Below are 23462 nucleotides of genomic sequence, written 5' to 3'. Positions count from 1 at the left end.
GCCGAAGGCCTGACTGTTCCTACCGCCAAGAGAGCCTCATGAGCGTTCGCCTCGCCGATCCCAAAGCCACGCCCTTCCTCGCCGATATGGAAGCCCGCGGCCTTCTCAACCAGAAGACGCCCGAGCTGACGGACGCTTATATCGCCGAGCACAAACCGGCGATGTATGTGGGTTTTGACCCGAGCGCGCCAAGCCTTCATGCGGGCAATCTGATGCCGCTTTTAGGCATGGATCGCTATCGCCAGCGCGGCGGACAGGTCGTGGTGCTGCTGGGCGGCGCCACGGGCCTGATTGGCGATCCATCGGGCAAGGACGCCGAACGCAATCTGCAGACCGAAGACATGGTGCAGGCCAATATCGAGGGCCAGCGCAAGCAGTTTGAACGCCTGTTCGCGCTGACCGACGGGCCGGAACCGATCTATGTCAACAACGCCGACTGGTGGCGACAAATGGACGTGATCAGCTTCCTGCGGGATGTGGGCAAGCACTTCTCGGTCAACGCCATGCTGACCAAGGATTCGGTGCGCAACCGCATCGAGAACCGCGATCAGGGCATCTCCTTCACCGAATTCTCTTACCAGCTCTTGCAGGGCTATGACTTCGTGCACCTGCACCGAGCCCATAACGTCCAGATCCAGATGGGCGGGTCTGACCAATGGGGCAATATTGTGGGCGGCGTGGATCTGGTTCGGCGCATCGAGGGTCAGCACGCTCACGCGGTCACCTATCCGCTTCTCACCAATTCGGAAGGCAAGAAATACGGCAAGTCGGAAAAAGGCGCGGTCTGGATCGATCCCGACCTGACCAGCCCTTACGAATTCTACCAGTTCTGGCTCAACAGCGCGGATGCCGATGCGCCGAAATTTCTCAGCTGGCTGACCGATATTGATATCAGCCAGCTTGCAGAGCTGACCGAGGCCGAGCCGCATCTGCGCCTGCCGCAAAAGGCCCTGGCCGAGCTACTGACCGCCCGCGTGCATGGCCAAAAGGCCGCCGATCTGGCGATTGAAGCCTCTACCGTGATCTTCAAGGGCAAATCGGACAACCTCAATGCGGAATTGATCGACATGATCGCCCGCGCCGTGCCGACGCTGGACGCTGGCGGAGACGACGCGCTGCCGCTTATTGATGCGCTTGTGGCCGAGGGCCTCGGCGCCAGCGCTTCCAAAAGCGAGGCGCGCCGCCTTTTGAAGCAGAACTCGGTGTCGCTGAACGGTGTGAAGGTTCAGGACGAAACCGCGGATGTACGCGAGCATCGCACCGGCGCGGGCGCCGTTGTGATGAGCGTGGGCAAGGCCAAACGCTTCCTCATTCGTTTTTCCGGATAACCTATGACTGCGCTGTCAGAGTTCGACGCCATCTTCATCTGGGGCTTTGGCAAGGAAGGGCGGGCTGCGCTCGACCATGTGCGCGACCGTGCGCCGGACGCCGCGTTTTATGTGATTGACTCACATAACCCCGAGGACCTGCCCGACGGTGTCGACTATGTCGCTCAGGACGATCTGGCACGCGCAATAACCCTGGCGGGGCAATCCCTGATCGTGAAATCGCCGGGCGTCTCGCTCTATGATGCGCGCCTCGCCGAAGCGATGGAACTGGGCGCCGAGCTGACCAGTCAGACCAATCTGTGGTTCGCGTCCAAGCCGGACCATCAGACCGTGATCGGGGTGACGGGCACCAAGGGCAAATCCACGACCGCAAGCCTGCTGCACCACATGCTCAAGAGCCTTGGTGTGAACGTGGTGCTCGCGGGCAATATCGGCGAACCGGTCATCCACACCCCAAAAGACGCCGAGATCGTGGTGGTGGAGCTGTCGAGCTATCAGATCGCTGATCTTGTGCATGCACCGGACTGGTTCGTATTCCTGAACCTTCTCAATGATCACGCGCCCTGGCATCGCGGGGTGGAGCAATACCGCCGCGACAAGGCCCGGCTCGCCATGCTCGATCCCAATGCGCGGGGCGTGATGAGCGCCAAGGATGCGCGCCTGGCCTCGCTGTTCGTCCATCGCCCCAACACGCTCTGGTATGACCAGACTGAAGGCTTTCACGCCCCCGGCGGCGTCATCCATCACGGTTCTGACGCCTGGGGAAGCATCCCCGCCCTGCCCGGCGCCCATAACGCGGCGAACGCCTGCGCCGCGCTGGCGGTGATTGAGGGGTTAGGGCTCGATGCGTACGACGCGTTTGGCAGCCTTGCGAGCTTCAAGGGCCTGCCTCATCGCCTGGAGACGGTTCATACGCTCAACGGCGTGGACTTCATCGACGACACGCTCTGTACGACTCCCCAGTCCTGTCTGCTGGCTCTGGAGGCCTTCCCCGACCGTCCGGTCAGCCTCATTCTGGGCGGCGAAGATCGTGAGCAGGATTATGCGCCGCTGGCCGAAGGGCTTAAAACCGAGGCCCGGATCAAGGCCATTGTGACCATACCAGAGAACGGCCCGGCCATCGCCGACGCCCTGAAGTCCGGTCCGCACGCAAATATAACGACTTATGAGCCAGACTTTGAGCTGGCTGTGAAGCGGGCCTACGACGCTTTGCCCGAAGGCGGGATCGTGATGATGAGCCCGGCAGCGCCGCGGGGCGCGGCCTTTACCTATTTCGGCGCCCGCGGCGACGCCTTCACCCAAGCTGCGAAGAAGCTGGGATAAAACACGCTCACTGATTCAGTTCAGGGTTTGAGCATTCGCGCTGCGGACTTCACCTAGCAGATCAGCTTGCCGCCATAAGCTTGGCGACCGGCGCCGGCATGCGATGCTCGGAGCGGGCGTCGAGCGCCTCCGCCCAGGCCTGCTCAAGGTCTTCTCGCGCCCACTGGCTGAAGAGTTCAGGCTCAATCGCTTGGATTAACGGCGCTTTCGCCCAGTCCGCATCCGTCAGCAGATGCGTGATCGCCGCCGCCACTTCGCGCCGCTCTCCGACACACTCCCAGGGCTTGGCGTCGGTCAGCCCAGCGATTTCGCGCAGAAAGTCGAGGTTCTCAGGATTGTGCAACGGCTTGGACTGGAACACCTGCTCATGGCGCTCCACCGACAGAAACGGCGCCAACAGCACAGCGGTATAGACACATTTCGCGCATTCCCCGCACCAGCGCCTGTCCCTGGGCAAGGCGTTGGGCCCCGCGAAGACGAAATTACGATTACAGCTGGCGAAGATATCCAGCGCCGCCTCGCCCGCCGTCGCCAGATAATGCGCCGTCCAGAGTTCGCTCACCGGTCGCAGGATCGAGAAATAGGTCACCGGCGCATTGATCGCGGTGAAGGCCGTGCGCAGCGCGTCTTCAAACTCAAGCGATTTGGAGAACTGATGGTTCACTGGATGGCCATGGCTTTCCATCGTCGGCTCGCTGGCGGCGCGCTCATTGGCGAACACCACCCAATCGAGCCCTTTGGCCGCCGCATAAAGCGCCATCAGGCATGAATTGACGCCTGTAATCGGGATATGGCCGTTGAGCGCCTCGCCAGACCGACTCAGCTCGATCAGGCGGGGGTCAATCCGGCGCCGGATCAGGGTGACCGGCGCCTCGCTCATTGCGACCAGCCGTTCGCCCACGCTTTCAGACAGAATGAGGGATACCCGCTCCACGTCTACGCCTGACGCCTGGATCAGGCTGGCGGCCACATGGCTGTCCTTGCCGCCGCCAAACGCCACAGCGGCGCGAACCTCTTCGGTCTTGATTACAGGGGTTCGGAGCTGCGCCATGCGCGGCTCGGCCTTGATCGTAAAATCAGGCGGATAAGGCAGATCATTGCGCACATAAAACTCGCCCAGCCCCGGCCCATAAGCCAGCTCGACCAGGCGTCGTTCCGCCTCGCTCAGCGCGAAATCGGGCTCGATCACCTCAGCCGGCGCCGCCTTGTAATAACTGGTCCCGATCAGAATGGCCGCCATGCGCACAAGCCCCGCAAGCACAGAGCGCTCCAGTCGGTCAAACCGGGCCTCGTCGGGGAAAATCACCGTTTCGGTAAAGGCGCCAAGGCCGGGAACGTCATACTCAAAGGCGAACCCGTTCTGCCCGTCCAGGCGTCTCGGGAAACAGAGGCGAAAAGAAGACATCGGGGCTCACGACAGTCAAAGCTGGGCCGACCCTAGCGGGCCTTGCGCGCTTAGACCACCGCGTCGCGCTGCGCGGTGATGATCATATGTCCCGGCTTGTGAAAAATCGCCAGCTCCGGCTTGGCGTCCAGCACCACAGCCTGCGGCGTCACTCCGCAGGCCCAGAATACCGGCACGTCCCCGTCTTCCAGCACCGGCGCATCGCCAAAGTCAGGCGCCGAAAGATCTGAGATGCCGATTTCTGCGGGATCGCCCACATGCACAGGTCCGCCATGGCTGCCGGGAAAGCGGCCCGTGACTTCACTGACCCGCTCCACCAGCTCTGGCGGATACCCGCGCATGGACACGACCATGCCGCCTGAATACGGGCCCACGGGCGTACAGGCGATGCTGGTGCGGTACATCGGCACGTTCGTGCCCGCCGCGATATGGCGAACCGGCAGGCCTTCAGCCATCAAGGCGTGCTCAAAGGTGAAGGAACATCCCAGCAGCAACGCGACCAGATCCTCACGCCAGACATCGGTCAGATCGTTACGCTCTTCAGCGAACGCGCCATCGCGAAAGACTTCATAGCGCGGCGCGTCCGTGCGCACATCCACGTCAAGCTTCGCAATCCGCGGGTCACCGGGCTCGCTCATCCCCAGAAGCGGACAGGGTTTGGGATTGAGTTGGGTGAAGAGCAGGAAATCATAGGCCAGCGCCGCAGGCAGAACGACCAGATTGGCCTGGGCGTAGCCTGCACACAGACCGCTCGTGGGCGCGTCGAACGCGCCCGAACGCACGGCTTGCAGATGGGCGTGTCGAAGGTCGGCAGGGTCAGTCATCGCGAAGTCCTTGATCTGGCGACAGTTCACGTCAGATCAGCGCGCCACGCAAGACATGATTAACGCGATAATGCATCGCGGACAGCGTCAACGCGCGATCGACCGACGGGCGTCTCGGCGCCCCCCAAAAGACTGAGCCCGTACCGGCTTCCCGGACGGGTCAACAAGGCGTCAACCTTGCTCATATTGACCGCATACGAACGATGAACCCGCAGCAATCCCTCACCCGCCTCCTCCAGCACCGCCGCCAGGCCGCGCTGATCCAGCAACCAGCCGCCCGAACAGCGATGCACCTCGGTGTAATTGCCCGCCGCCTTCAGATAGAGCACGTCATCGAGCGCCACGCGGTGCATCCTGCCCGTCGACTGCACGGTCAGGGCGGACTGGCTTGTGACCTCCAGGGGCTCGGCCGCAGGCGATAGCAGGTCCGGCGCCCGCACCATCCAGACCCCGAAGGCGACCGCAGCGATCGCGTACACGCCCAGATCAATGAACCGCCCCGGCGCTGCGAAATTTACCAGCAAGAGCGCCAGAAACAGCCCTGTCATGGCCAGAGCGCTCCGGTCCAGCCGAAAGCCCGCGATCAGCGTCCAGACCAGACAGCCCAAGACCGTACACATGGTGAGCAAGATGATTTTGCCGTCATAGCCTTCATACAACAGCACGCCGAGCAGAGCGCAGACTGTGGTGATGCCGATGGCGGCCCGGCTCCAGACCCGACCCAGCACCCAGCGCTGAACAAGAAAGCCCAGAAATCCCGCTGAAGCGCCTGCCATGCCAAGCAAGATCACCGCCTGACGCGGCTGATGCCAGTCATAGGGATAATTCACATAGGCGCGCGACATCTCGGCCAGTGCCGCCAGGACCAGCGCGGCCAAACCGCCTGCGAGCCAGAACACCGTGCGGTCGTCACGGTCGAGCCCCAGGCGGACCAGGCTGATCGCCAGCACGGCCAGCACGCCCGCCAGCCCCAAGGTCAGAGCATAGTCGCGCAAGGAGCGTCTGGCGTCAGGCCGGTACGGCGTCACCGCCAGGGTTTGCACGATCACGGCGGGCGCGTACCCGGCGCGCGTGCTGGACAGGATGAGCATGATCTCATTTCCGCTCGGGCGGATCAGATCAGGCGGCAGGGCGATCAGGCTGTCGATCGGCCCTGCGCGCTCGGGCGCTTCATCACTCAACGGGCGTCCCTTGGCGCCGATCCTCTGGCCGTTCAAAAACGCCTCGGCGGAAAACGGGCCGGACAGGGCCAGCGCCATCGGCGTGTCTGTCGCAAAAGCAGGGTCTGGCGCCTGCCATCGTAGCTGCATGACGCCGTCTCCGGGATCGGCCCGCCAGAACGCTTGCTCCCGCCAGAGCGGCGCTTGCTCGGAAGTCTGGTCAGCGATCGCGGTCTCCACCCGATCCGCCTGCCAGACTGGCGCATTCGAACCCGGCCAGGGAACCAACAAGGCCAGCGCGCAGAGCATCGCCGCCAGCCCCGCCTCCCACGGGCGCAAGCGCTGTCCGATCTGCGCCAGACCGGCTTTGAGCCGTTCACCCTGCATATGAGCCGTTCGTCCTTTTCACCTTTTCCGCACGCGAAACCGCCTGCACAGGGAAGGCCTTGGCGGTCACCGCCTCTCCCCAAGCAAACGACAACAAGGATGCATGCAATGCAAACCCTGATAGCCGCAATCGGCGCCGCCGCGCTGGTTTCAAGCCCTGCCCCCGCGCAAAGCCACAGCGACACCGCGCAGGCGATCTTTGATCACTTTGCGCAAGACTATCCCGCGCTCAACGTCACTGTCATGGTGGAGGGCGAAATCGCGTTTGAAGCCGAAGGCGGCATGAGGCGCGGCGCGCGAGACGGCGTGACGACCGATTACAATGTCTACTCTACCGCCAAGCTTCTGACCGGGCTTGCATACGCCCGGCTCGAGGCGCGTGAGGGGCTGGATCTCGATCAGTCAGTGCGGGCCATCGACCCTGCCCTGCCCGCCGCCTACCAGCCCGTCACGCTGCGTCAGCTGCTCAGCCATACGGCCGGCGTGCGCGGCTATACCGGTGAAGAAGACTGGATCGCCTTCAATGATCGCCGATGTGCCCTGCCCTCAGACGCGCTGGGTCATTTCATCAATGATCCGCTGATCGGTGAACCCGGCGCCCAGCATGAATACACCACCTACGGCTTTGTGCTGCTGAGCCATCTTCTGGTGGAGCTGACCGGTGCGGACAGTTTTGACGCCGCCATGAGCGCGTCGCTGGGCGAGGCCTACACTGCTCAATCAGACGCAGACAACGCGAACAAGGCGACGACATTTGTCTACGCCGGCGAAGGACTGGCGCCCCTGCCGCTGTCGGCGGAATGCAAGTTTGGCGGCGGCGGCCTGATCGCCTCCAGCCGGGAGATGGCGCAGATGGGCGCGGCGCTCGCGGACGGCTCACTGCTCAGTGCGGCGGCGATCGACGCCGCCTTCATGCCAATCCAGACGCTCACAGGCGAAGCTGTCAGCTATGTCTATGGCATGGAGGCCGGATTTGAACCCAGCATCGACCTCCACTACGCCGCTCATTCGGGCGGCAGCCCGGGCGGACGCAGCTTCCTGATGGTGTATGTCGAGCCGCAAGTGGTGGTCGCCACGACCGCAAATGCAGACGGCGAAAACCATTACCCGCTCGCACTGGCGCTGGCGGATTTATATGCCGGGTATAGCCAGTAAGAGGTCGTCGAGCGCCCGGATCGCTCCGGGCGCTCGACCCAGACGGAGACCGATGGGGCCGCTGCAGGCCGACCGCAAGCGGTCTGCCGTCCATGCGATCCGTGATCGGCTCAGACTATACCAGCGCCAATCATGGATCAGCACTGAATAGGAAACGCGCCATCTGCGTTCTGGTTCTATTTTTAAGACGACTCAGGCGTCGGGCGGGGCGTCCGCATGCCGCCACATATAGCGCGCCAGATAAGATCGATACGGGGCGAACCGCGCAGCGGTGCGCAGTGTTTTACGCCGTTTGCTGGTGAGTTTTTCAAGCGTTTTACGGGCGGTCACATCGCCATCGGGCCAGATGTCGGCTTCGCCAAAATAAAAGATATTCGCCATGTCCGCAGTCCATCGCCCTACGCCCCAGATCTCCACCAGGCGATCTGATCGCGCCTGAGGGGTCAAGGCGCGCAGGGGGGCTGTCTCAAGCCAGCCTTCCCGCCGGGCCTCCGCAATGGCGATCAGCGTCTTCACCTTGGCGCCGGACAGTCCGCATTGACGTAAAACGTCATGCTGGTCGGGGTGAAACGCATCAAGCAAACCGTCAGCCTGATCGCTAAGCGTTTGCACCCGCGCCCAGATGGAGGCCGCGGCTTTCACGCTTAACTGCTGGCCCGCCACAGAGCGGCAGAGCGAGACCGGGAACTCAGTGTGCGGCGGGGTCCAGGGCTCTAGCGCGCCTTGCCGCTCAATCGCCTGAAACAGCTCAGGGCTCAGCGCTTCAGCTGCGAACAGTGCATGGTCATGGATGTGATGCGTCATGGCGCCATCCAGCCCCGGCTCGGCCCTCCCGTCAAATAACTTATTCCTGCAATTCATTCTCAACTGCTGTTGATAGTGAAAATGATTCGCATTAGTGAAAGCGCAGATTTGAGAATGGGGATCCCCGATGACTTTGCGTACCACCTTGCTTGGCGCTTGCGCCTGCCTCGCCCTCACCCCCGCTGCGCTCGCCCAGTCCGACGCCGCCCAGCCTGAAACCGGCGACGTGATCGTCGTCACCGGTACGCTGGGGACCTTTGGCGCGACCAAGTCCAGCGCACCCATCCTTGAGACCGCACGCTCTGTGTCCGTCGTCACCGCCGAAGACTTTCTGGCGCGCGGCGCACTGACCCTGGATGACTCGCTGAACTACACAGCCGGGGTCGTCGGCGACACGTTCGGTTTCTCCACGCGCGGCGACTTCTTCCAGGTGCGCGGTCTGGATGTGCCAGAATATCGCGACAATCTTCAGGCTTTGTTCGGGAACTACAACAACACCCGCCCGCACCTGTACACGGTGGATCAGGTCGAAGTGCTCAAGGGCCCGGCCTCCGTGCTCTATGGCCAGGGCTCTCCGGGCGGGATTGTGAACCTCGCCTCCAAGGTCGCAGGTCCGGATCTCGGTCAGGAAGTGGTGCTGAGCTACGGCACACATGACCGGTTGGAGATTGCAGGCGATTTCAGCGCGACCCTGATCGCGGACACACTCCATGCCCGGTTCGTCGGCGTTATTCGCGACGCGGACACCCAGGTCGACTTTGTCACCGATGACGCTGTGTCTTTGGCGCCGTCCCTGACCTGGACCCCGAGCGAGGCGACCGAGATCAATCTGCTGGTCAATTACGACGAACGCGATGGCGACACAGCGCATCAATTCCTGCCGCTGACCGGAACTTTGAACCCGGGGCCGAACGGAGAGCGCATGTCCAGCTCGGTCTATCATGGCGAGCCGGGCTTTAATCGCTATGACACCGAATCCACGTCTGTCACCGTGATCGCCAGCCATCAGCTGAATGAGATTTTCACGCTGGAAGGCACGGCGCGCTGGCGCGATTCCTCGTCTGAGTATTCCCAGAGCTGGCTGGCGTTCGCCGGCGCCGGCGTGCCGCGACTGGACGCCAATGGAAATGGCGTGCGCTCGTGGTATGACAATCCGGCCTCATCCGAACAGCTCGCGTTTGACACCCGCGTCCGCGCGGACTTCATGACGGGTGAGCTTGAGCATGAAGTGCTGGCAGGTGTGAACTACCAGACGGTGGAGCTGAGCTCATCTCGCGCCTTTCTGCGTCAAGGGGTCCTGAACGCCTTCAACCCGGTCTACGGCAATGGCGTCCCGTCCATGGCGGATCTTGACGCAGTGCGCGGCACGACCGAGAGCGAAAGCGAGTACTGGGGCTTTTACGCCCACGACCAGATCAGCTGGAACAACTGGATCGCCAATTTTGGCGTCCGGGTGGACGATGTTTCAAACACCAATAACGGCGTCTCCCAGGACGATGACGCGACCACGCTGGCGGCCGGCCTGCTCTACGCCTTCGACAATGGTCTGTCGCCCTATGTGAGCTATGCTGAGTCCTTCAACCCTCAGCTCGGTGTCGACAATGTCACCGGCGATGCGTTGAAGCCTGAAGAAGGCGAGCAGTTCGAACTGGGCGTGAAGTATCAGCCGACCGGCTCGCGCAGCTATGTGACGCTCGCCTATTTCGACATCACCCAGTCCAACCTGCCCAATCCGCAGGGCCTGCCCAATGCGCCGTCCCAGCAGGAAGGCGAAGCGAGCATTACCGGCTTTGAGATCGAAGGCGTGACCGTTGTCGAGCTGCCGGTTGGTGATCTCAAACTCAATGCGTCAGCGTCCTGGCTAGACGCGGAAGACCCTAACGGTCTGCCCTTCTCGTCCATTCCCGAAGAACAAGCCTCCCTCTGGGGCGAATTCCGTCCTGCAAGATTGCAGGATTTGCGGATGGGACTGGGCGTTCGCTATCTCAGCTCCAACAGCAGTGTCGGCGTGAACCCGTTCACAGGGGCGCCGGTGGAGATCGACACTGACGGCTACACGGTCGCCGACATGATGGTGGGCTATGACTTTGCAAACTGGAGCGCGATGCTGAATGTCCGCAACCTGTTTGACGAAGAGTATTACGCCACCTGCCTGGCGCGGGGCGATTGCTTCCCGGGCGAGGAGCGCACCGTCAATCTCCGCGTCGCGCGACGTTTTTAGGATCAGGTGCTGAGATCGTGGCGACCTCTTCGATTTTAGCACTGATCGCCGGACTGGCGCTGGGCCTTTTGGGCCTGGCGCTGGTTCGGCGATCGTGGATCCGGCGTCAGGGTTCACACCTCTATCTGATGATCGCGGGGTGGGTTCTGATGCTGGCGTCCGTCTGGCCGTTTGTGCTCGCCCTGGGACCAGACCTGGGCGTCACTGCAGCCTTCATCGCGCCCATGCTGGGCGCGATGGGCGTGATGATCCGAGGGATGACGCGCCCTGTGGCCGCGCCCGCCCTCAGAACAGCTCTGGTTTCCACTGAGGCCTCCCGCCCGCGCTGGCTGGCGAGCCTGCGCACGCTTTCCGTCGCCGCGCTCGCGGGACCTGTGTCACTGGGTGTCACGCTGATCGCCAGCATTGCGCTGTTTCGTCTGACCCAGAGTTTGAGCTGGGACATGGCGGACAGCCTGTTTACGGCCCTGGTGGTCGCGCCCCTCGCATGGGCGGGGCTGGCTGTGGTCTGCGCGCTGGAGGCGCCCCTGCGCTGGCGCACCGCGGCCCTGATCGGCCTTTCCCTTGTTTTTGCGCTGATTGCGCTTGCCCTTCCGCCCTCGGTTTCGTGAGACCCTGACTTATGGCCACCTCCTCTCGCCCCACTGTCTGGCCCGACCTCTCAGCCAAGCTCGTCGCCCGCATGCTGTCCGCCCATGCCGGGATTGGCGTGGTTCTGGGCGCCTTGCTCTACATCGTCTCCTTGAGCGGGGTGCTGGTGGTGTTTCACGCCGAGTTCGCCCGCTGGGAACAGCCCCATATCACCGAAACTCACACCGCATCGCCAGAGCTGACCGCCCGAGCAGCGCAATCCCTGCTTGATCATGCACGCGCGGCGGGCGAGACGCCGGATCGGATCTCGGTGTTCCTGCCCACCCCGGATTCTCCGCGGCTCGCAGGCGGGTATGGCGACACCTACTGGTTCATTGATCAGAACGCGGCTTTGGGCGATCGCATTGATCACGGCTTTTCCGAGTTTCTGATTGACCTGCATTACTACCTGCACCTGCCCTCCACACTGGGCCTGATTGTGGTGGGGCTTCTGGGCGTCATGATGCTTGCGCTGGTGGTGTCGGGCTTCCTGGCGCATCCGCGCGTGTTCAAGGATGCGTTTCGCAGTCACAAGCCCGGCAATGGCCAGCTGAGCCTGGCGGACCGCCATAATCGGCTGTCAGTCTGGGGCGCGCCGTTTCACATCATGATCCCGCTGACCGGCTCGGCGCTGGGGCTCGCCACCATCGTGGCGCTGACCCTGGCGCAAACTCAGCCCGGCATGGACGTCAATGAGATGTTTGACACGGTGTTCGGCCCCGGCGCCGAAGACACCGCTCAAGCCGGCCCCCTGCCCGACATCGCCCAGGCGCTGCGCGTGGTGGAGGCTGATTTCGCCGACGCCGGCCTTTCGCCCTGGATCGTACAGATTGCAAATCCGGGTCAGGACGGTCAGGCCCTGCAAATCCTGACGGCCGCCAATCAGCGGCTGATCTTCGGCGAGTACTTGCAGTTTGATTCTTCTGGGGCCTTCATCGGCAAGACCGGGCTGGATGACGGCACGTTTGGCCAACAGGCGACCGCCTCTGTCTATAATCTGCATTTTGGCAATTGGGGCGGCGTTCCGGTCAAGCTCGTCTATGTGGTGCTGGGCCTCGCGCTGTGCGTGGTCTGCGTCAGCGGTGTTCAGCTCTGGCTTTACAAGCGCACCCGCAAGACAGGCCCGCAACCGCTGCTGGAACGCAGCTGGATCGCGCTGGTCTGGGGACCACCGGCCCTGATAGGCCTCGTGCTGGCGCTCGACCGTCTGCTGGGCCTGGCCGACACCGCCATGCCCGCCGTGTTCTGGGTCGGGCTTGTCATCCTGACCGGGCTGAGCGTGTTCGCGCCCTCCAAAGCGGCTTTGTCGCGCGGGCTGAAGCTGTGCGGCGCGGCGCTGATCCTCGTCGGCGCGCTGGCGCATTTCGGAGCCTATGGCGTCTCAGGCTTCCAAAGCCCTGCCGCCTGGGGTGTCTTAGCAGGCTTGATCGTCAGCGCCCTTGTACTGGGCGCCAATGCCATGCTGAGCCCAAAAGACCGCAAAGCCGGAAAGCCCGCATCCGCCGACACGCCTGTGCAAGCCTAGACCGAGGCCACACCAACTGCGCTGCCGGGTATAGGAGTCATCAATGGCAGGCTGTACAGCCTGAGGCCCCCCCAGCGCTGAGAGCCCCAATCAGCGAAATCGTCATCCCTGAGCGACGGTATGAGAGCCTGGCCCTTTACAGGCACTGCAAGTCTAAGTGCTCGCTTGGCGACGCCTCGGTTAGGCGCCATCCTTGGGCTCAGATCACTCGGGGGCCTTATCCATGAAACGACTTCTCTTCATTGCGCTCGGGGTGATCATCGCCATCGTGCTGATCCTTGGCGGCGCCTTCGGGGCTTTCATCTGGAAGTTCACCCCGAAAATCCCGGACGCTGCTTATTCCGAACCCGCAGATGAGACAGAAGCGCGATTGCAGGATCTCGATTATCTGCGTCGGATGCCTGAAGCGGACAAAAGCTTCTCGCCTGCAGAACGGGTCGCGTTCAACGCCTTGATCGACGACCTGGAACGTCGCGCCGAGACGATGAGCCACGCCGAGTTCGTCATGGGGGTCTCGGCGGCAGGCGCTGTCACCGAGAATGGCCATTCCGGCGTCAGCATGCGCCGGACGATGAACCTGTTAAACAGCCTGCCGGTTCGCTTCGCCTGGTTTGGCGACGGCCTGCACATCGTCCGCGCCCGTGCCGAATACGCCCCTCTGATCGGCTCGCGCGTCAACCTCTATGACGGCCAGACGCCTGAAACGCTCTACCCGCAGATGGATCCCTATTTCGGCGGCAATGACAGCTTCCTACGCCAGAACACGGCTTCCTTCTTCGCCGCCCCGGCCTCGCTTCATGCAGCCGGCCTGATCGACCAGCCCGATCACGTCACACTGGAGCTCGTCAGTCTACAGGGTGAGACCTTTACACAAGCGCTTGTCGTTGAGGATCAGGCGACCGGTTTCATGGGCGTTCAGCGCAATGCGCTCGCCCGTCCCTTTGAGGTCGAGCAAGACAGCGGTCATGACTGGCGTTTTCTTGACCCCGCCCGGACAGAGGCGACCTGGTTCGGCCGTCACCCCGAGCAGGTCTTGTGGGCGGACACTCTGGACCATGGCGGGGTGTACTGGCGCATGCGCAATGTGTTCGGGAACGACGATACGCCCTTGCCGGACTGGCTTGAAACCCAGGCAGAGTCGCTACGCGACGCGCCTGCGAACTATCTGGTGCTTGATCTCAGAGCCAATGAAGGCGGGGATTACACCCGGGCGATGAGCGTGGCGCGCAATATCGGCGAGCTGGTGCAGGCTGACGGTCATGTTTATGTGCTGACCGATGGCGACACCTTCTCCGCCGGTATCGTGACGGCGTATTACGCCCTTTACGGCGCTGGGGAACGGGCCGTTCTTGTCGGGTCTCCCATGGGAGACGACATGCAGTTTTGGGCGGAAGGCGGCGGCACGCCCATGCGCCTGCCCAATTCCGATATCGCGATCTATGTCTCCACCGGTTACCACGACTGGGAAAACGGCTGTTCTGACTGGTCGCGATGCTTCTGGATCAACACCCTCTTCGGGGTGGCGCTCGGCCCTGTGGACGTGGCGCTCGAGGCACCGCTTCTGTTCGCCGATTATGCGCGCGGCGTTGATAGCGGCATGGAGGCGATCCTCGCGATCGAAGCCGAACGCGCCTCCACCCCTTAGGCAGACCTCACGGGGCGCTTCTCACTTTTGCGACAAGGGTGAAACCACCCCAGCAGTAAAGCGCACCGCATCGAGCCCAACGGGCTCGCAAGGGCGAACGCCCGTCCGCAGCGTTAGCGAGGATAAAAGAGAAAGCCAAGCCCAACGGGCTCGCAAGGGCGAACGCCCGTCCGCAACGTCAGCGAGGAGCGAAAGCCCGAACGGGCTTGAGCATCAGGTAAAAAAACAGACCGCGGGGCTCTGACGCATCAGAGCCCCGCCGCCTCCCTGTCTGGCTAGTTCGGCCCGAACGGCGCCGCGCCGGGCGTCCAGGGCGCATCGACCTCGGACAGGGTCGCCTCAAAGGCCGGGATTGTCTCACGGGTCAGGGTCGCGAGACGCTCGCGGATCGACGCAAACTCCGCCTCAGCCATGCCGAGCTGGGCCTCGTGAGACGGGGCCGGGCCATAGGTGGCGTTCGCCGTCCCCATAACAGCAAAGGACAGCCGTGAGCCCACCGTTTCGGGCTGGGCGCCATACATCCCGCCATGGCTCTGATTGCCGCCCAGGGCTTCCTCGATGTCAAACAGCGTCTGGCGCATGGCCTCCAGCTGATCGTCGAGCGCGCCGGGCGCAGTGCGCGAGCGGTGCAAGGCGGACTGCAGGACCGCCAGGTGGGTCCGGGTCTGCGCGATCGTGGCGCCGGCCGCAGAGACCTCGCGCTGCAGATCGGCGATCCGCTCCCAGAACGCCACGACCTCATCATCGGGCGAACCTGGCAGCGCGCCCTCGGTCAGGCGTTCCACCTCGATGGTCTGGCGGTCGCCGATCACCGTGGTTTCGCCATTATGCTGACGCACCAGCTCCACCGTGTACGTGCCCGGCGCCACCAGGAAGCCCGAGGTTTCGGACTCCGGCGTGTCCGGAGCGGTCACCGCGCTGGCGCTGGGATAAGTGAGGTCCCAATTGACCCGGTGGAAGCCCTGCCCGGTCGGCCCGGGCAAGCGACGGACCACCGTATCGGCCTCGTCACGGATCACCAGCCAGACGCGTGGCGGGGCCTCGCGCCGCTCGGCCTCGATCACATCAAAGCCAGGGAACGGCGTGTCCTCATAAGCTTCATTGGCCGCCTCTTCGGAGTCCTGACGGATCTCTTCGGACGTTTGCAGCGCTTCAGCCATGTAATAGGTGATCGTCGCGCCGAAATCAGGATTGGGGGCGTAGAAATACCCGTTGCCCTGATAGCCGAATGGGCCAAACCCCAGCTCATTGCGTTCCTGATACCACCAGGCGCGGCGCACCGGGAACAGACGGGTCTCGCTCTCCAGCATGGATTCGCTGACCGTACGCAGGGGTGAGATGTCGTCCAGCACATAGATCGAGCGCCCGAACGTGCCGACCACCAGATCGTCTTCACGCTCATGGATCAGCAGATCCCGTGCCGGAATGGGCGGCATGCCCGCGCTCATCTCGACCCAGTTCTCGCCGCCATCCAGCGTGAAATAGACCCCGAACTCGGTGCCGACGAACAAAAGGTCGGGGTTCTCATGGTCCTGAACGATGCGCCAGACCACCGCCCGCTCCGGCAAGCCGTCCGTGATCATGCGCCAGGACTGACCATAATCGTCAGAGCGCATCAGATACGGGGTGAAATCACCGGATTTGTGATCATCAAGGGCCATGAACACCGTGCCGGCGTCAAAACGCGACGGCTCGAAGTCATTGATGAAGGCGCGGTCTGGCACGCCGCGAATCCGCCCGGCCTCTGTCTCAGCCCAGCTCTGCCCGCCATCGCGCGTGATCTGGATGAGGCCGTCATCGGTGCCGGCATAGATCACGTCCGCATCCACTGGCGATTCCGCCAGCGCCGAGATCGTGTTGTAGACCGACATGGCGTACACATCCCAGCCTGCATCCCAGGACCATTGCCGCCCCATGATCGGCAAAAGCATGCGATCTTCATTACGGGTCAGATCGCCCGAGATCGCTTGCCAGGTGTCGCCGCGATCATTGGACCGCCAGACCCGTTGGGAGGCGTGATACAGCCGCGTCGGCTCGTGAGAAGACACGACGATGGGCGCGTCCCAGTTGAACCGCTCGGCGGGTTCGCCCGGCTCTGACTGGGGCTGGATATAGACAATCTCTCCCGTGCTGCGATCGACCCGCACCAGATTGCCCTGCTGCCAGCTTGAATAGGCGATATCGGGATTGCCCGGTTCGATATCCGGCTCGTGCCCGTCGCCGAACAGGGTCACTTCCCAATCTGAATTGCGGATGCCGTGACGGCTGTCGGTGCGGGACGGGCCGACCTGGGTGGAGTTGTCCTGGGTGCCGCCATAGACATTGTAGAACGGTTCGGCGTCATCGATCGCGATGTCGTAGAACTGGGTGATCGGCATGTTGGCGATGAAACGCCAAGTCTCCTGGTCGTCCATCGTCTCATAGAGCCCGCCGTCAGACCCGAACAGCATGTAGTCCGGATCGGTCGGGTGAAACCCGATGGCGTGATCGTCCACATGCTTGTGTTCGTTGTTCAGGTCATAAAAAGTCGCCCCGCCATCGTCGGAAATCTGGGTCGTATTCGACACCAGAATAATCCGGTCAAAATGATGCGGGTGGGCATAGAGCTCCTGATAATAGTGCGGTCCGGTGCCGCCGGAGACCGTGTCGGACATCAAGGTCCAGCTCTCGCCGCGATCACTGGACCGATAGACGCCGCCCTGACGCCGCTCGGTCTCAACAGCGGCGTAGACGATGTCTGGATTTTGCGGAGAAATGGCCAGGCCAATCTTGCCAATATTTTCAGTCGGCAGACCGCGGCTCACTTCGCGCCAGGTCTCCCCGCCGTCATCAGAGACATGAATGCCGCTCTCCGGCCCGGCGCCCATATAAGCGGCCACGGTGCGATGACGCTGCCAGGTCGCTGCGACCAGCCGGTCAGGATTGCGCGGATCCATGACGATATCCGTCACGCCGGTCCATTCGCCGGCCGAGAGCACACGGTCCCAGGTTTGGCCGCCATTAGTGGTTTTGTAGAGCCCGCGCTCCCCGCCTGCAGACCACAGGGGCCCTTGCGCAGCGACCCAGAGCGTGTCTGGATCATTGGGGTGAACCAGGATTTCAGAGATCCGCTCTGACTCCTCGAGCCCCATATGCTCCCAACTCTGACCGCCGTCGCGGGAGCGGTAGACCCCGTCGCCATAACCGGCGTGTCGGCTGCCGGTGTTTTCCCCGGTGCCCACCCAGATCGTGTGCGGATTGCTGGGGTCGACCGTCACCGTGCCGATCGAATACACGCCAGTGTCATCAAAGACCGGCGTCCAGGTCGTCCCGGCGTTGTCGGTGCGCCAGACCCCGCCAGAGCCCACGCCGACAATCCAGGTCGCGGGATCATCAGGCAGGATTTCAATGTCAGAGATGCGCCCCGACATGAAAGCCGGGCCGATCGAGCGGAACTCGAACCCCGCAAACGTCCCGGCGTTCATCACGCCTTCCTCCGCCTCTTCGGCAGGTTGGGCGCAGGCGGCTGGCGACAGCAGGCTGCAAAGAGCAGCGGCAGTGATCCAGCGTTTCATGGTTAATCTCCCCGAGTGTATGTGATTGGCTAAAACCCTAACCGCTCTGAGGAAAAAGAGAAGACCACAGATGTAACAAACTAACATAGCCGCCTTTCCGCCTCTTGACCTCTGCGGTCCGGTCGGGACCATGACCGGTATGAAACTCAGCAAGCTTATCCGCGATATTCACCATTGGGGCTCGCCGGTCCTGATGCTCCCGCTCGGCGTCATCATCATCGCCGGGCTGTTCTTGATGGTGAAAAAGGATTTTGACTGGATCCAGCCGCCCACCCAGCGCAGCGCTGTCGCGGTGGAGGGCGCGCCCGACCGCACCCTGGCCGAGCTTTACGAAGTCGCCGCCGCCATCGAGGCGTTGGAAATCACCGCCTGGGACCAGTTTGACCGAATCGATGTGCGCGCTGATCGGGGCGTGGTGAAGTTCGTCGCCCCCAACCGCTGGGAAGCCCAGATCGACATCGCCACGCTGGAGGTCTTGTCGCTCGACTATCGCCGCTCGGACCTGATCGAGCAGATCCATGACGGGTCGTTCTTCGCCGACTGGGTGAAAACCTTCATCTTCCTGCCGGTAGGAGTGCTTCTGCTGGTGCTCTGGCTGACCGGAATCTGGATGTTCTTCGACCCCCATATCAAACGCTATAAGCGCAAAAAACGCCGCGCCGCCGCCCGGAGCGGTTGAGGCGGCCTCGCTCAAACACGCACGCGGAGCACGCCCCGAACCCGAAGGGCTCGCAAGGGCGAACGCCCGCCCGCAGCTTTAGCGAGGATCGAAAGCCCGGACGGGCTTGAGCATTGTAAAAACCTGGTGCGGGCGGCCGGACTCGAACCGGCACGGGCGTTACCGCCCAACGGATTTTAAGTCCGGTGCGTCTACCAATTCCGCCACGCCCGCTTGCGCGCCTTCGTCAGACACTGTGTCTTCTGAATACGAAACGGGCCGGACTTTGAAAAGTCCGGCCCGCTGTGGTTTCGCAGAACGCCGAGACGGTTAGCGTTTGATCTCGTCCTGGCTGGTGATGATCTTGCCGCACAGGCCGTAATCCACCGCTTCCTTGGCCGACAGCCAGAAATCGCGATCGGTGTCTTTTTCGATCTGCTCGAGCGACTGGCCGGTCGCATCGGCGAAGATCTGGTTCAGACGCTCGCGCATGGCGCGCATCTCACGCACCTGAATCTCGATGTCGGACGCCATGCCGCCGGCGCCGCCGGACGGTTGGTGCAACAGAAAGCGGGTGTTGGGCAGCGCATACCGGTCTTCTTTAGCCGCGCCCACATAGATCAGCGCCCCGGCGCTCGCCACCCAGCCCGAGCCGAGCACGATGACACGCGGTTTGATAAACTTCATGGTGTCGTGGATCATGTCGCCGGATTCCACATGGCCGCCTGGCGAGGACACCACCATCAGGATGGGGTCGTCGGACTTGGCCGCCAGCGCGAAAAGCTGGGCGCAGACCTCACGCGCGGTCTTGTCCGAGATTCCCCCGGTGATCAGGATGGTGCGGCTTTCAAAGAGCGCTTTGCCCACATAATCAGGGGTTTTCGGCGCGTCCTTGTCTTCGCCGTCTTCGTCGTCATTGCGGATGATCGGGTCGGTATAGCCGTAAGACATCGGCGGCGGTCCTCAAAGTAGGCTTGAGACCCTGAACGCTCAGGGCCGGTAAGGCGGGTTCAGGCCAAAACGTAAGATGGCCCGCGCGGGACGGCAAGCATGGCCTCCAGCATATTAAGGCGCGGTTGCTTTAACGCGCGTCTGCGGCAAGCGCTTGCAGCGCACGCTCAATCGTCTGGAGCACGCCCTCATCCGTGCCGCGGGCCACCAGCGCCACGCCGCGGGTGATGGAGCCGTCCTCGGCTTCCTGAAACCAGGGGTAGGAGCCCAGCGACACGGCGGGGTAGTCGATCTGCAGCTGGCCCAGCGCCTCGGCGAGATCGCCCTCGCGGGCGTTTTCATGACGGACGGTCACGGAATGGGTGACCTTGCCACGGGTCAGGCGCGGCGCGATGTCTTCAAGCATGCCGCGGGCGATTTTCGGCACGCCGGCGAGCACAAACACATTTTCGATCTGAAAGCCTGGCGCGCCCGTGACAGGGTTATCGATCAGCACCGCCCCGTCGGGGATGCGCGCCATGCGCAGGCGGGCCGGCGTGATTTCGGTCTTCGCCTTGGCGTACCAATGTTCGAGAATGGCGCGGGCGTCCTCGCGCACATCGATGGAGCGGCCGAAGGCGGCGGCCACAGCATCGGCGGTGATGTCGTCATGGGTCGGGCCGATGCCGCCGGTCGTGAAAACATAATCACAGTGCGACGAAAGGGCCTGCACCGCCTCGACAATGGCGTCTTGATCATCTGACACAATGCGCACTTCTTTCAGACCAATGCCCAAGGGCGCCAGAAACTCGGCGATCTGCTGGACATTGATGTCGCGTGTGCGGCCCGACAGGATTTCGTCGCCGATGACCACAATACCGGCGCTGACCACCTCCGGATTCGCTTTGCTCATGATCATCCCTCTCTTGCGTGCGTGATGGGGAAGACTATGGTCCCGCCCTTCCCGCTCTCCAAGGTCTTGTGATGCGATTTCCCGCCCCGCTCCATCCCGGCGTCCTGATCAAACGCTATAAGCGCTTTCTGGCGGATGTGGAGCTTGAGACCGGCGAGACCGTGACCGCGCACTGCCCCAATCCCGGCTCGATGCTGGGCTTGAAAGATCCAGGCAGCCGCTGCTGGCTGAGCCATACCGACGATCCCAAGCGCAAACTGAAATACACGCTCGAAGTGCTGGAAGCGGACGGCGCGCTGGTGGGCATCAACACCAACCGCCCCAATGCTTTGGCCGAAGAGGCGATCCGGGCGGGAACGATCCCCGCGCTGTCAGGCTATGACAGCCTCAGGCGCGAGGTGAAATATGGCGTCAATTCGCGCATCGACCTGCTGCTGGAAAGCGCGGATCACCCGGCCTGCTATGTGGAAGTGAAGAACTGCCATCTCATGCGTACGCCCGGGCTGGCGGAGTTTCCCGACAGCGTCACAGCGCGCGGCGCCAAGCATCTGGGCGAGCTCAGCGAGATGGTGCGTCAAGGCCATCGCGCGGTGCAGCTCTTTATCGTCCAGCGCAATGACTGTGATGTTTTGGCGCCGGCCGATGATCTGGATCCGGTCTATGCGCAGGCTTTGCACGACGCCTCGGCTGCCGGCGTGGAAGTCCTCGCCTGGGCGTGTGAAATTACGCTGGAGGGCGTCGAAATTGTGCGTGAAATCGAGGTGAAGCTGTGAGCGAGCAGGGCGTATTGAACCCCGAAGACGCAGGCTGGGATTTGCCCCGTCCCTTCATCCTCCCCGTCACGGTGCAAGCGGAGGATATCGACGCGTTCGATCACGCCAATAATTCGGTCTATCTGCGCTGGGCGGATCAAACCGCCTGGGCGCACTGGACTGCGGACGGGTTTGAGCCTGATGATTGCCGCACCGAGGATCGCGGCATGGCGATCTTGCGCACCGAGGCTGATTATCTGGGCCATTGCCGGCTGGGCGACGAGATCGCCTGCGCCGTCTGGATTGCGCGCTCTGACGGCAAATTGCGCGCCGAGCGCTGGTATCAGTATCGCCGCGTCTGTGATGGAGAGACGGTGTTTCGTGCGGTGACCCGGCTGGTCTGCTTCCAGCTCAGCACCGGCCGCCCCGCCCGTATGACGACTTCTTTTGCGCGCCATTACGCCAAGCCGGCTGCAGATCTCAGCGCCGCCGCCGATACGCTGGATGCTCGCCTGAAACGCATCTGACTGCGCATTACAGACCGGAAAGTTTTCCCCAGGGCGTGTCGGGCTTATAGTCCGGCCGTGATTAAGGGGAGATTTTCATGCGTACTATTCTTGCCGCAGCGGCCAGCGCCCTGGCGCTCAGCGCCTGCGCTACAGTTCCGCCTACTGAACAAACCGAGATTCAACAGACTGCGGCTCCGGCTGTCGCAGCCTCATCCATCGAAGCGCATATCCGCTTTCTGGCCGATGACCTTCTTGAAGGTCGCGAAGCCGGTGAGCGCGGCTATGACATCGCCGCCGCCTATATGGAAAGCCAGTTCCGCCTGATCGGGCTGGAACCGGGCGGCATGGACGGCTATCGCGCCTCGGTGCCGCTTCAGGTCATGTCCGCCAACCAGGATGAAGCCCGCTTTGCTGTAAACGGTGAAGACCTGTCGCCAGGCGAAGACTTCGTTGTCATGGCCCATGCCGCGCTGGATGACGCCACGGTCGAAGCCGACGCCGTGTTCGTGGGCTTTGGTCTGGACGCGCCGCAGCTGGGCCATGACGATTATGAAGGCCTGGATGTCGACGGCAAGATTGTGGTGGTCGTGATGGGCACGCCGGGTGAGCTGCCCTCTGACATCAGCGCGCATCTCAATTCCAGCCGCACCAAGGCGCAGTTCGCTGCAGACAATGGCGCGATCGGCATGGTCGCGCTGATGCCTGAAGGCCTGTCGCGCTTCACTTTTGAACGCATGGCGCCGTTCGCCGCCGGCGAAAGCATGACCACTGAAGCCGCATCCGCCGCCACCGAGCTGCAAGTGCGCGCCGCCGTGTCCGACGCGGTCGCCACGCGTTTATTCGAGGCCGCCGGTCAGGACTACGCCGCTATGGTCGAAGCCGCCATCGAGGGCGAGACACCCGAAGGGTTCGCGTTCAACCAGCCCCTGACGATCTCGGTCAGGACCGAACGCGAAATGGTCGATTCAGACAATGTGGTGGGCGTGCTGCCCGGCTCGGATCCCGCGCTGGCCGGCGAGCCGGTGATCGTGACCGCCCACCTCGACCATATCGGCATTTGCCGTCTGGAAGAGGATGTGGACCGGATCTGTAATGGCGCGCTCGACAATGCGTCAGGATCCGCGATCATGATGGAAACCGCCCGCGCCATGGCGCAAAGCGACCGCCCGCGTCGCCCGGTGGTCTTCATCGGCCTGACAGCGGAAGAAAAGGGCCTTCTGGGCTCGGCGCATATCGCCGCCAACATCACCCCGGCGATGGAAGGCATGGTGGCCAACGTCAATCTGGACATGCCGGTCATCCGCTATGAGTTCAATGACCTGATCGCTTTCGGCGCCGAGCATTCAAGCCTGGGCCCGATCGCCGAAGCCGCCGCGCAAAGCGCTGGCGCCAGCATCTCGCCGGACCCGCTGCCTCAGCAGGCGCTGTTCGTGCGCTCGGATCATTACAACTTCGTGCGCCAGGGCGTGCCGTCGGTCTTCCTGATGACGGGTTTCTCCAGCCCCAATCCGGACGATGACGAAGGCCAGGGCTTCCTGAACTTCCTGGGCGGTGATTATCACGCCCCCGGCGATGAAACCGATGCCGGCGTGATGTTTGACCAAGGCGCCAAGTTCGCCAACATCAATCTCGCCATCATCAATGCGATCGCGAACGCGGACGAGACCCCGCACTGGAACGAAGACAGCTTCTTCGCCCAGTAAGGCGGCCACAAACTGCGACGGAATGCGCGCCCGGAC

General features: G+C 62.8%; 18 protein-coding genes and 1 tRNA gene. 11 read left to right on the top strand and 8 right to left on the bottom strand.

What is annotated here, in order from left to right; genetic code table 11:
• Nucleotides 1–38 precede the first annotated feature (38 nt).
• Together tyrS and murD are read left to right on the top strand one after the other, a co-directional pair.
• Nucleotides 39–1328 (top strand): tyrosine--tRNA ligase, encoded by a 1290-nt coding sequence (gene tyrS / locus ACP154_RS10100; protein ID WP_421859542.1) that lies wholly within the window; start codon nucleotides 39–41, stop codon nucleotides 1326–1328.
• Nucleotides 1329–1331: 3 nt separating this feature from the next.
• Nucleotides 1332–2651 carry a UDP-N-acetylmuramoyl-L-alanine--D-glutamate ligase gene (murD, locus tag ACP154_RS10095; protein ID WP_421859543.1) on the top strand — a complete coding sequence of 440 codons (1320 nt, stop codon included), beginning with the start codon at nucleotides 1332–1334 and terminating at the stop codon, nucleotides 2649–2651.
• A 61-nt stretch (nucleotides 2652–2712) separates the two neighbouring features.
• On the opposite strand, the gene ACP154_RS10090 is transcribed toward murD, so the two are convergent.
• The 3 genes from ACP154_RS10090 to ACP154_RS10080 are packed head-to-tail and all read right to left on the bottom strand — an operon-like array spanning nucleotide 2713 to nucleotide 6427.
• The gene (locus ACP154_RS10090; protein WP_421859544.1) at nucleotides 2713–4056 is read right to left on the bottom strand and encodes a hypothetical protein; all 1344 of its coding nucleotides are present in this window, start codon (nucleotides 4054–4056) and stop codon (nucleotides 2713–2715) included.
• A gap of 50 nt (nucleotides 4057–4106) precedes the next feature.
• The gene (locus ACP154_RS10085; protein WP_421859545.1) at nucleotides 4107–4880 is read right to left on the bottom strand and encodes a putative hydro-lyase; all 774 of its coding nucleotides are present in this window, start codon (nucleotides 4878–4880) and stop codon (nucleotides 4107–4109) included.
• Nucleotides 4881–4939: 59 nt separating this feature from the next.
• Nucleotides 4940–6427, bottom strand: a complete 1488-nt coding sequence (locus ACP154_RS10080; protein ID WP_421859547.1) for a LytTR family DNA-binding domain-containing protein — start codon at nucleotides 6425–6427, stop codon at nucleotides 4940–4942.
• Between the two features lie 108 nt (nucleotides 6428–6535).
• Between ACP154_RS10080 and ACP154_RS10075 the strand changes: the two genes are divergently transcribed.
• Entirely contained in the window at nucleotides 6536–7582 is a 1047-nt protein-coding gene (locus ACP154_RS10075) for a serine hydrolase domain-containing protein (RefSeq protein ID WP_421859549.1), read from the top strand.
• Nucleotides 7583–7774: 192 nt separating this feature from the next.
• Here ACP154_RS10075 and ACP154_RS10070 read toward each other — a convergent pair whose 3' ends face one another.
• Nucleotides 7775–8386, bottom strand: coding sequence for a DNA-3-methyladenine glycosylase family protein (locus ACP154_RS10070; RefSeq protein WP_421859550.1), 612 nt, complete (start codon nucleotides 8384–8386; stop codon nucleotides 7775–7777).
• A 127-nt stretch (nucleotides 8387–8513) separates the two neighbouring features.
• Here ACP154_RS10070 and ACP154_RS10065 point away from each other — a divergent pair, with 127 nt between their 5' ends.
• The 4 genes from ACP154_RS10065 to ACP154_RS10050 all read left to right on the top strand — a co-directional run bounded on the left by ACP154_RS10065 (nucleotide 8514) and on the right by ACP154_RS10050 (nucleotide 14407).
• Entirely contained in the window at nucleotides 8514–10607 is a 2094-nt protein-coding gene (locus tag ACP154_RS10065) for a TonB-dependent siderophore receptor (protein WP_421859552.1), read from the top strand.
• Between the two features lie 17 nt (nucleotides 10608–10624).
• Nucleotides 10625–11218 (top strand): hypothetical protein, encoded by a 594-nt coding sequence (locus ACP154_RS10060; RefSeq protein WP_421859554.1) that lies wholly within the window; start codon nucleotides 10625–10627, stop codon nucleotides 11216–11218.
• A gap of 11 nt (nucleotides 11219–11229) precedes the next feature.
• A complete protein-coding gene (locus tag ACP154_RS10055) occupies nucleotides 11230–12762 on the top strand; it encodes a PepSY-associated TM helix domain-containing protein (protein ID WP_421859556.1) in 1533 nt (510 codons plus the stop codon).
• Nucleotides 12763–12985: 223 nt separating this feature from the next.
• Nucleotides 12986–14407 (top strand): hypothetical protein, encoded by a 1422-nt coding sequence (locus ACP154_RS10050; RefSeq protein ID WP_421859558.1) that lies wholly within the window; start codon nucleotides 12986–12988, stop codon nucleotides 14405–14407.
• Between the two features lie 275 nt (nucleotides 14408–14682).
• Here the strand turns inward: ACP154_RS10050 and ACP154_RS10045 are convergent, their stop codons facing one another.
• Nucleotides 14683–17961, bottom strand: a complete 3279-nt coding sequence (locus ACP154_RS10045) for a VPS10 domain-containing protein (protein WP_421859560.1) — start codon at nucleotides 17959–17961, stop codon at nucleotides 14683–14685.
• Between the two features lie 130 nt (nucleotides 17962–18091).
• Between ACP154_RS10045 and ACP154_RS10040 the strand changes: the two genes are divergently transcribed.
• The gene (locus ACP154_RS10040) at nucleotides 18092–18640 is read left to right on the top strand and encodes a PepSY domain-containing protein (protein ID WP_421859561.1); all 549 of its coding nucleotides are present in this window, start codon (nucleotides 18092–18094) and stop codon (nucleotides 18638–18640) included.
• 124 nt (nucleotides 18641–18764) lie between these two features.
• Here ACP154_RS10040 and ACP154_RS10035 read toward each other — a convergent pair.
• The 3 genes from ACP154_RS10035 to ACP154_RS10025 form a co-directional block, all read right to left on the bottom strand.
• Nucleotides 18765–18853 (bottom strand) — tRNA-Leu (locus ACP154_RS10035).
• 96 nt (nucleotides 18854–18949) lie between these two features.
• Entirely contained in the window at nucleotides 18950–19570 is a 621-nt protein-coding gene (locus tag ACP154_RS10030) for an ATP-dependent Clp protease proteolytic subunit (RefSeq protein WP_133722922.1), read from the bottom strand.
• 130 nt (nucleotides 19571–19700) lie between these two features.
• Nucleotides 19701–20462, bottom strand: a complete 762-nt coding sequence (locus ACP154_RS10025; RefSeq protein ID WP_421859563.1) for a competence/damage-inducible protein A — start codon at nucleotides 20460–20462, stop codon at nucleotides 19701–19703.
• A gap of 71 nt (nucleotides 20463–20533) precedes the next feature.
• Here ACP154_RS10025 and sfsA point away from each other — a divergent pair, with 71 nt between their 5' ends.
• The 3 genes from sfsA (at nucleotide 20534) to ACP154_RS10010 (ending at nucleotide 23426) form a co-directional block, all read left to right on the top strand.
• On the top strand, nucleotides 20534–21235 hold the full coding sequence (gene sfsA, locus ACP154_RS10020) for a DNA/RNA nuclease SfsA (RefSeq protein ID WP_421859564.1): 702 nt from the start codon (nucleotides 20534–20536) through the stop codon (nucleotides 21233–21235).
• Nucleotides 21232–21741 (top strand): acyl-CoA thioesterase, encoded by a 510-nt coding sequence (locus tag ACP154_RS10015; RefSeq protein ID WP_421859566.1) that lies wholly within the window; start codon nucleotides 21232–21234, stop codon nucleotides 21739–21741. Before sfsA ends, ACP154_RS10015 begins: the two co-directional genes overlap by 4 nt.
• Nucleotides 21742–21818: 77 nt before the next feature.
• Nucleotides 21819–23426 carry a M28 family metallopeptidase gene (locus ACP154_RS10010; RefSeq protein WP_421859568.1) on the top strand — a complete coding sequence of 536 codons (1608 nt, stop codon included), beginning with the start codon at nucleotides 21819–21821 and terminating at the stop codon, nucleotides 23424–23426.
• Nucleotides 23427–23462 lie beyond the last annotated feature (36 nt).

Source organism: Oceanicaulis sp., assembly GCF_965249665.1.
Taxonomy (GTDB): domain Bacteria; phylum Pseudomonadota; class Alphaproteobacteria; order Caulobacterales; family Maricaulaceae; genus Oceanicaulis.
Note: the sequence above shows the minus strand (reverse complement) of the source record. Positions and strands in the feature narration are given on the sequence as shown.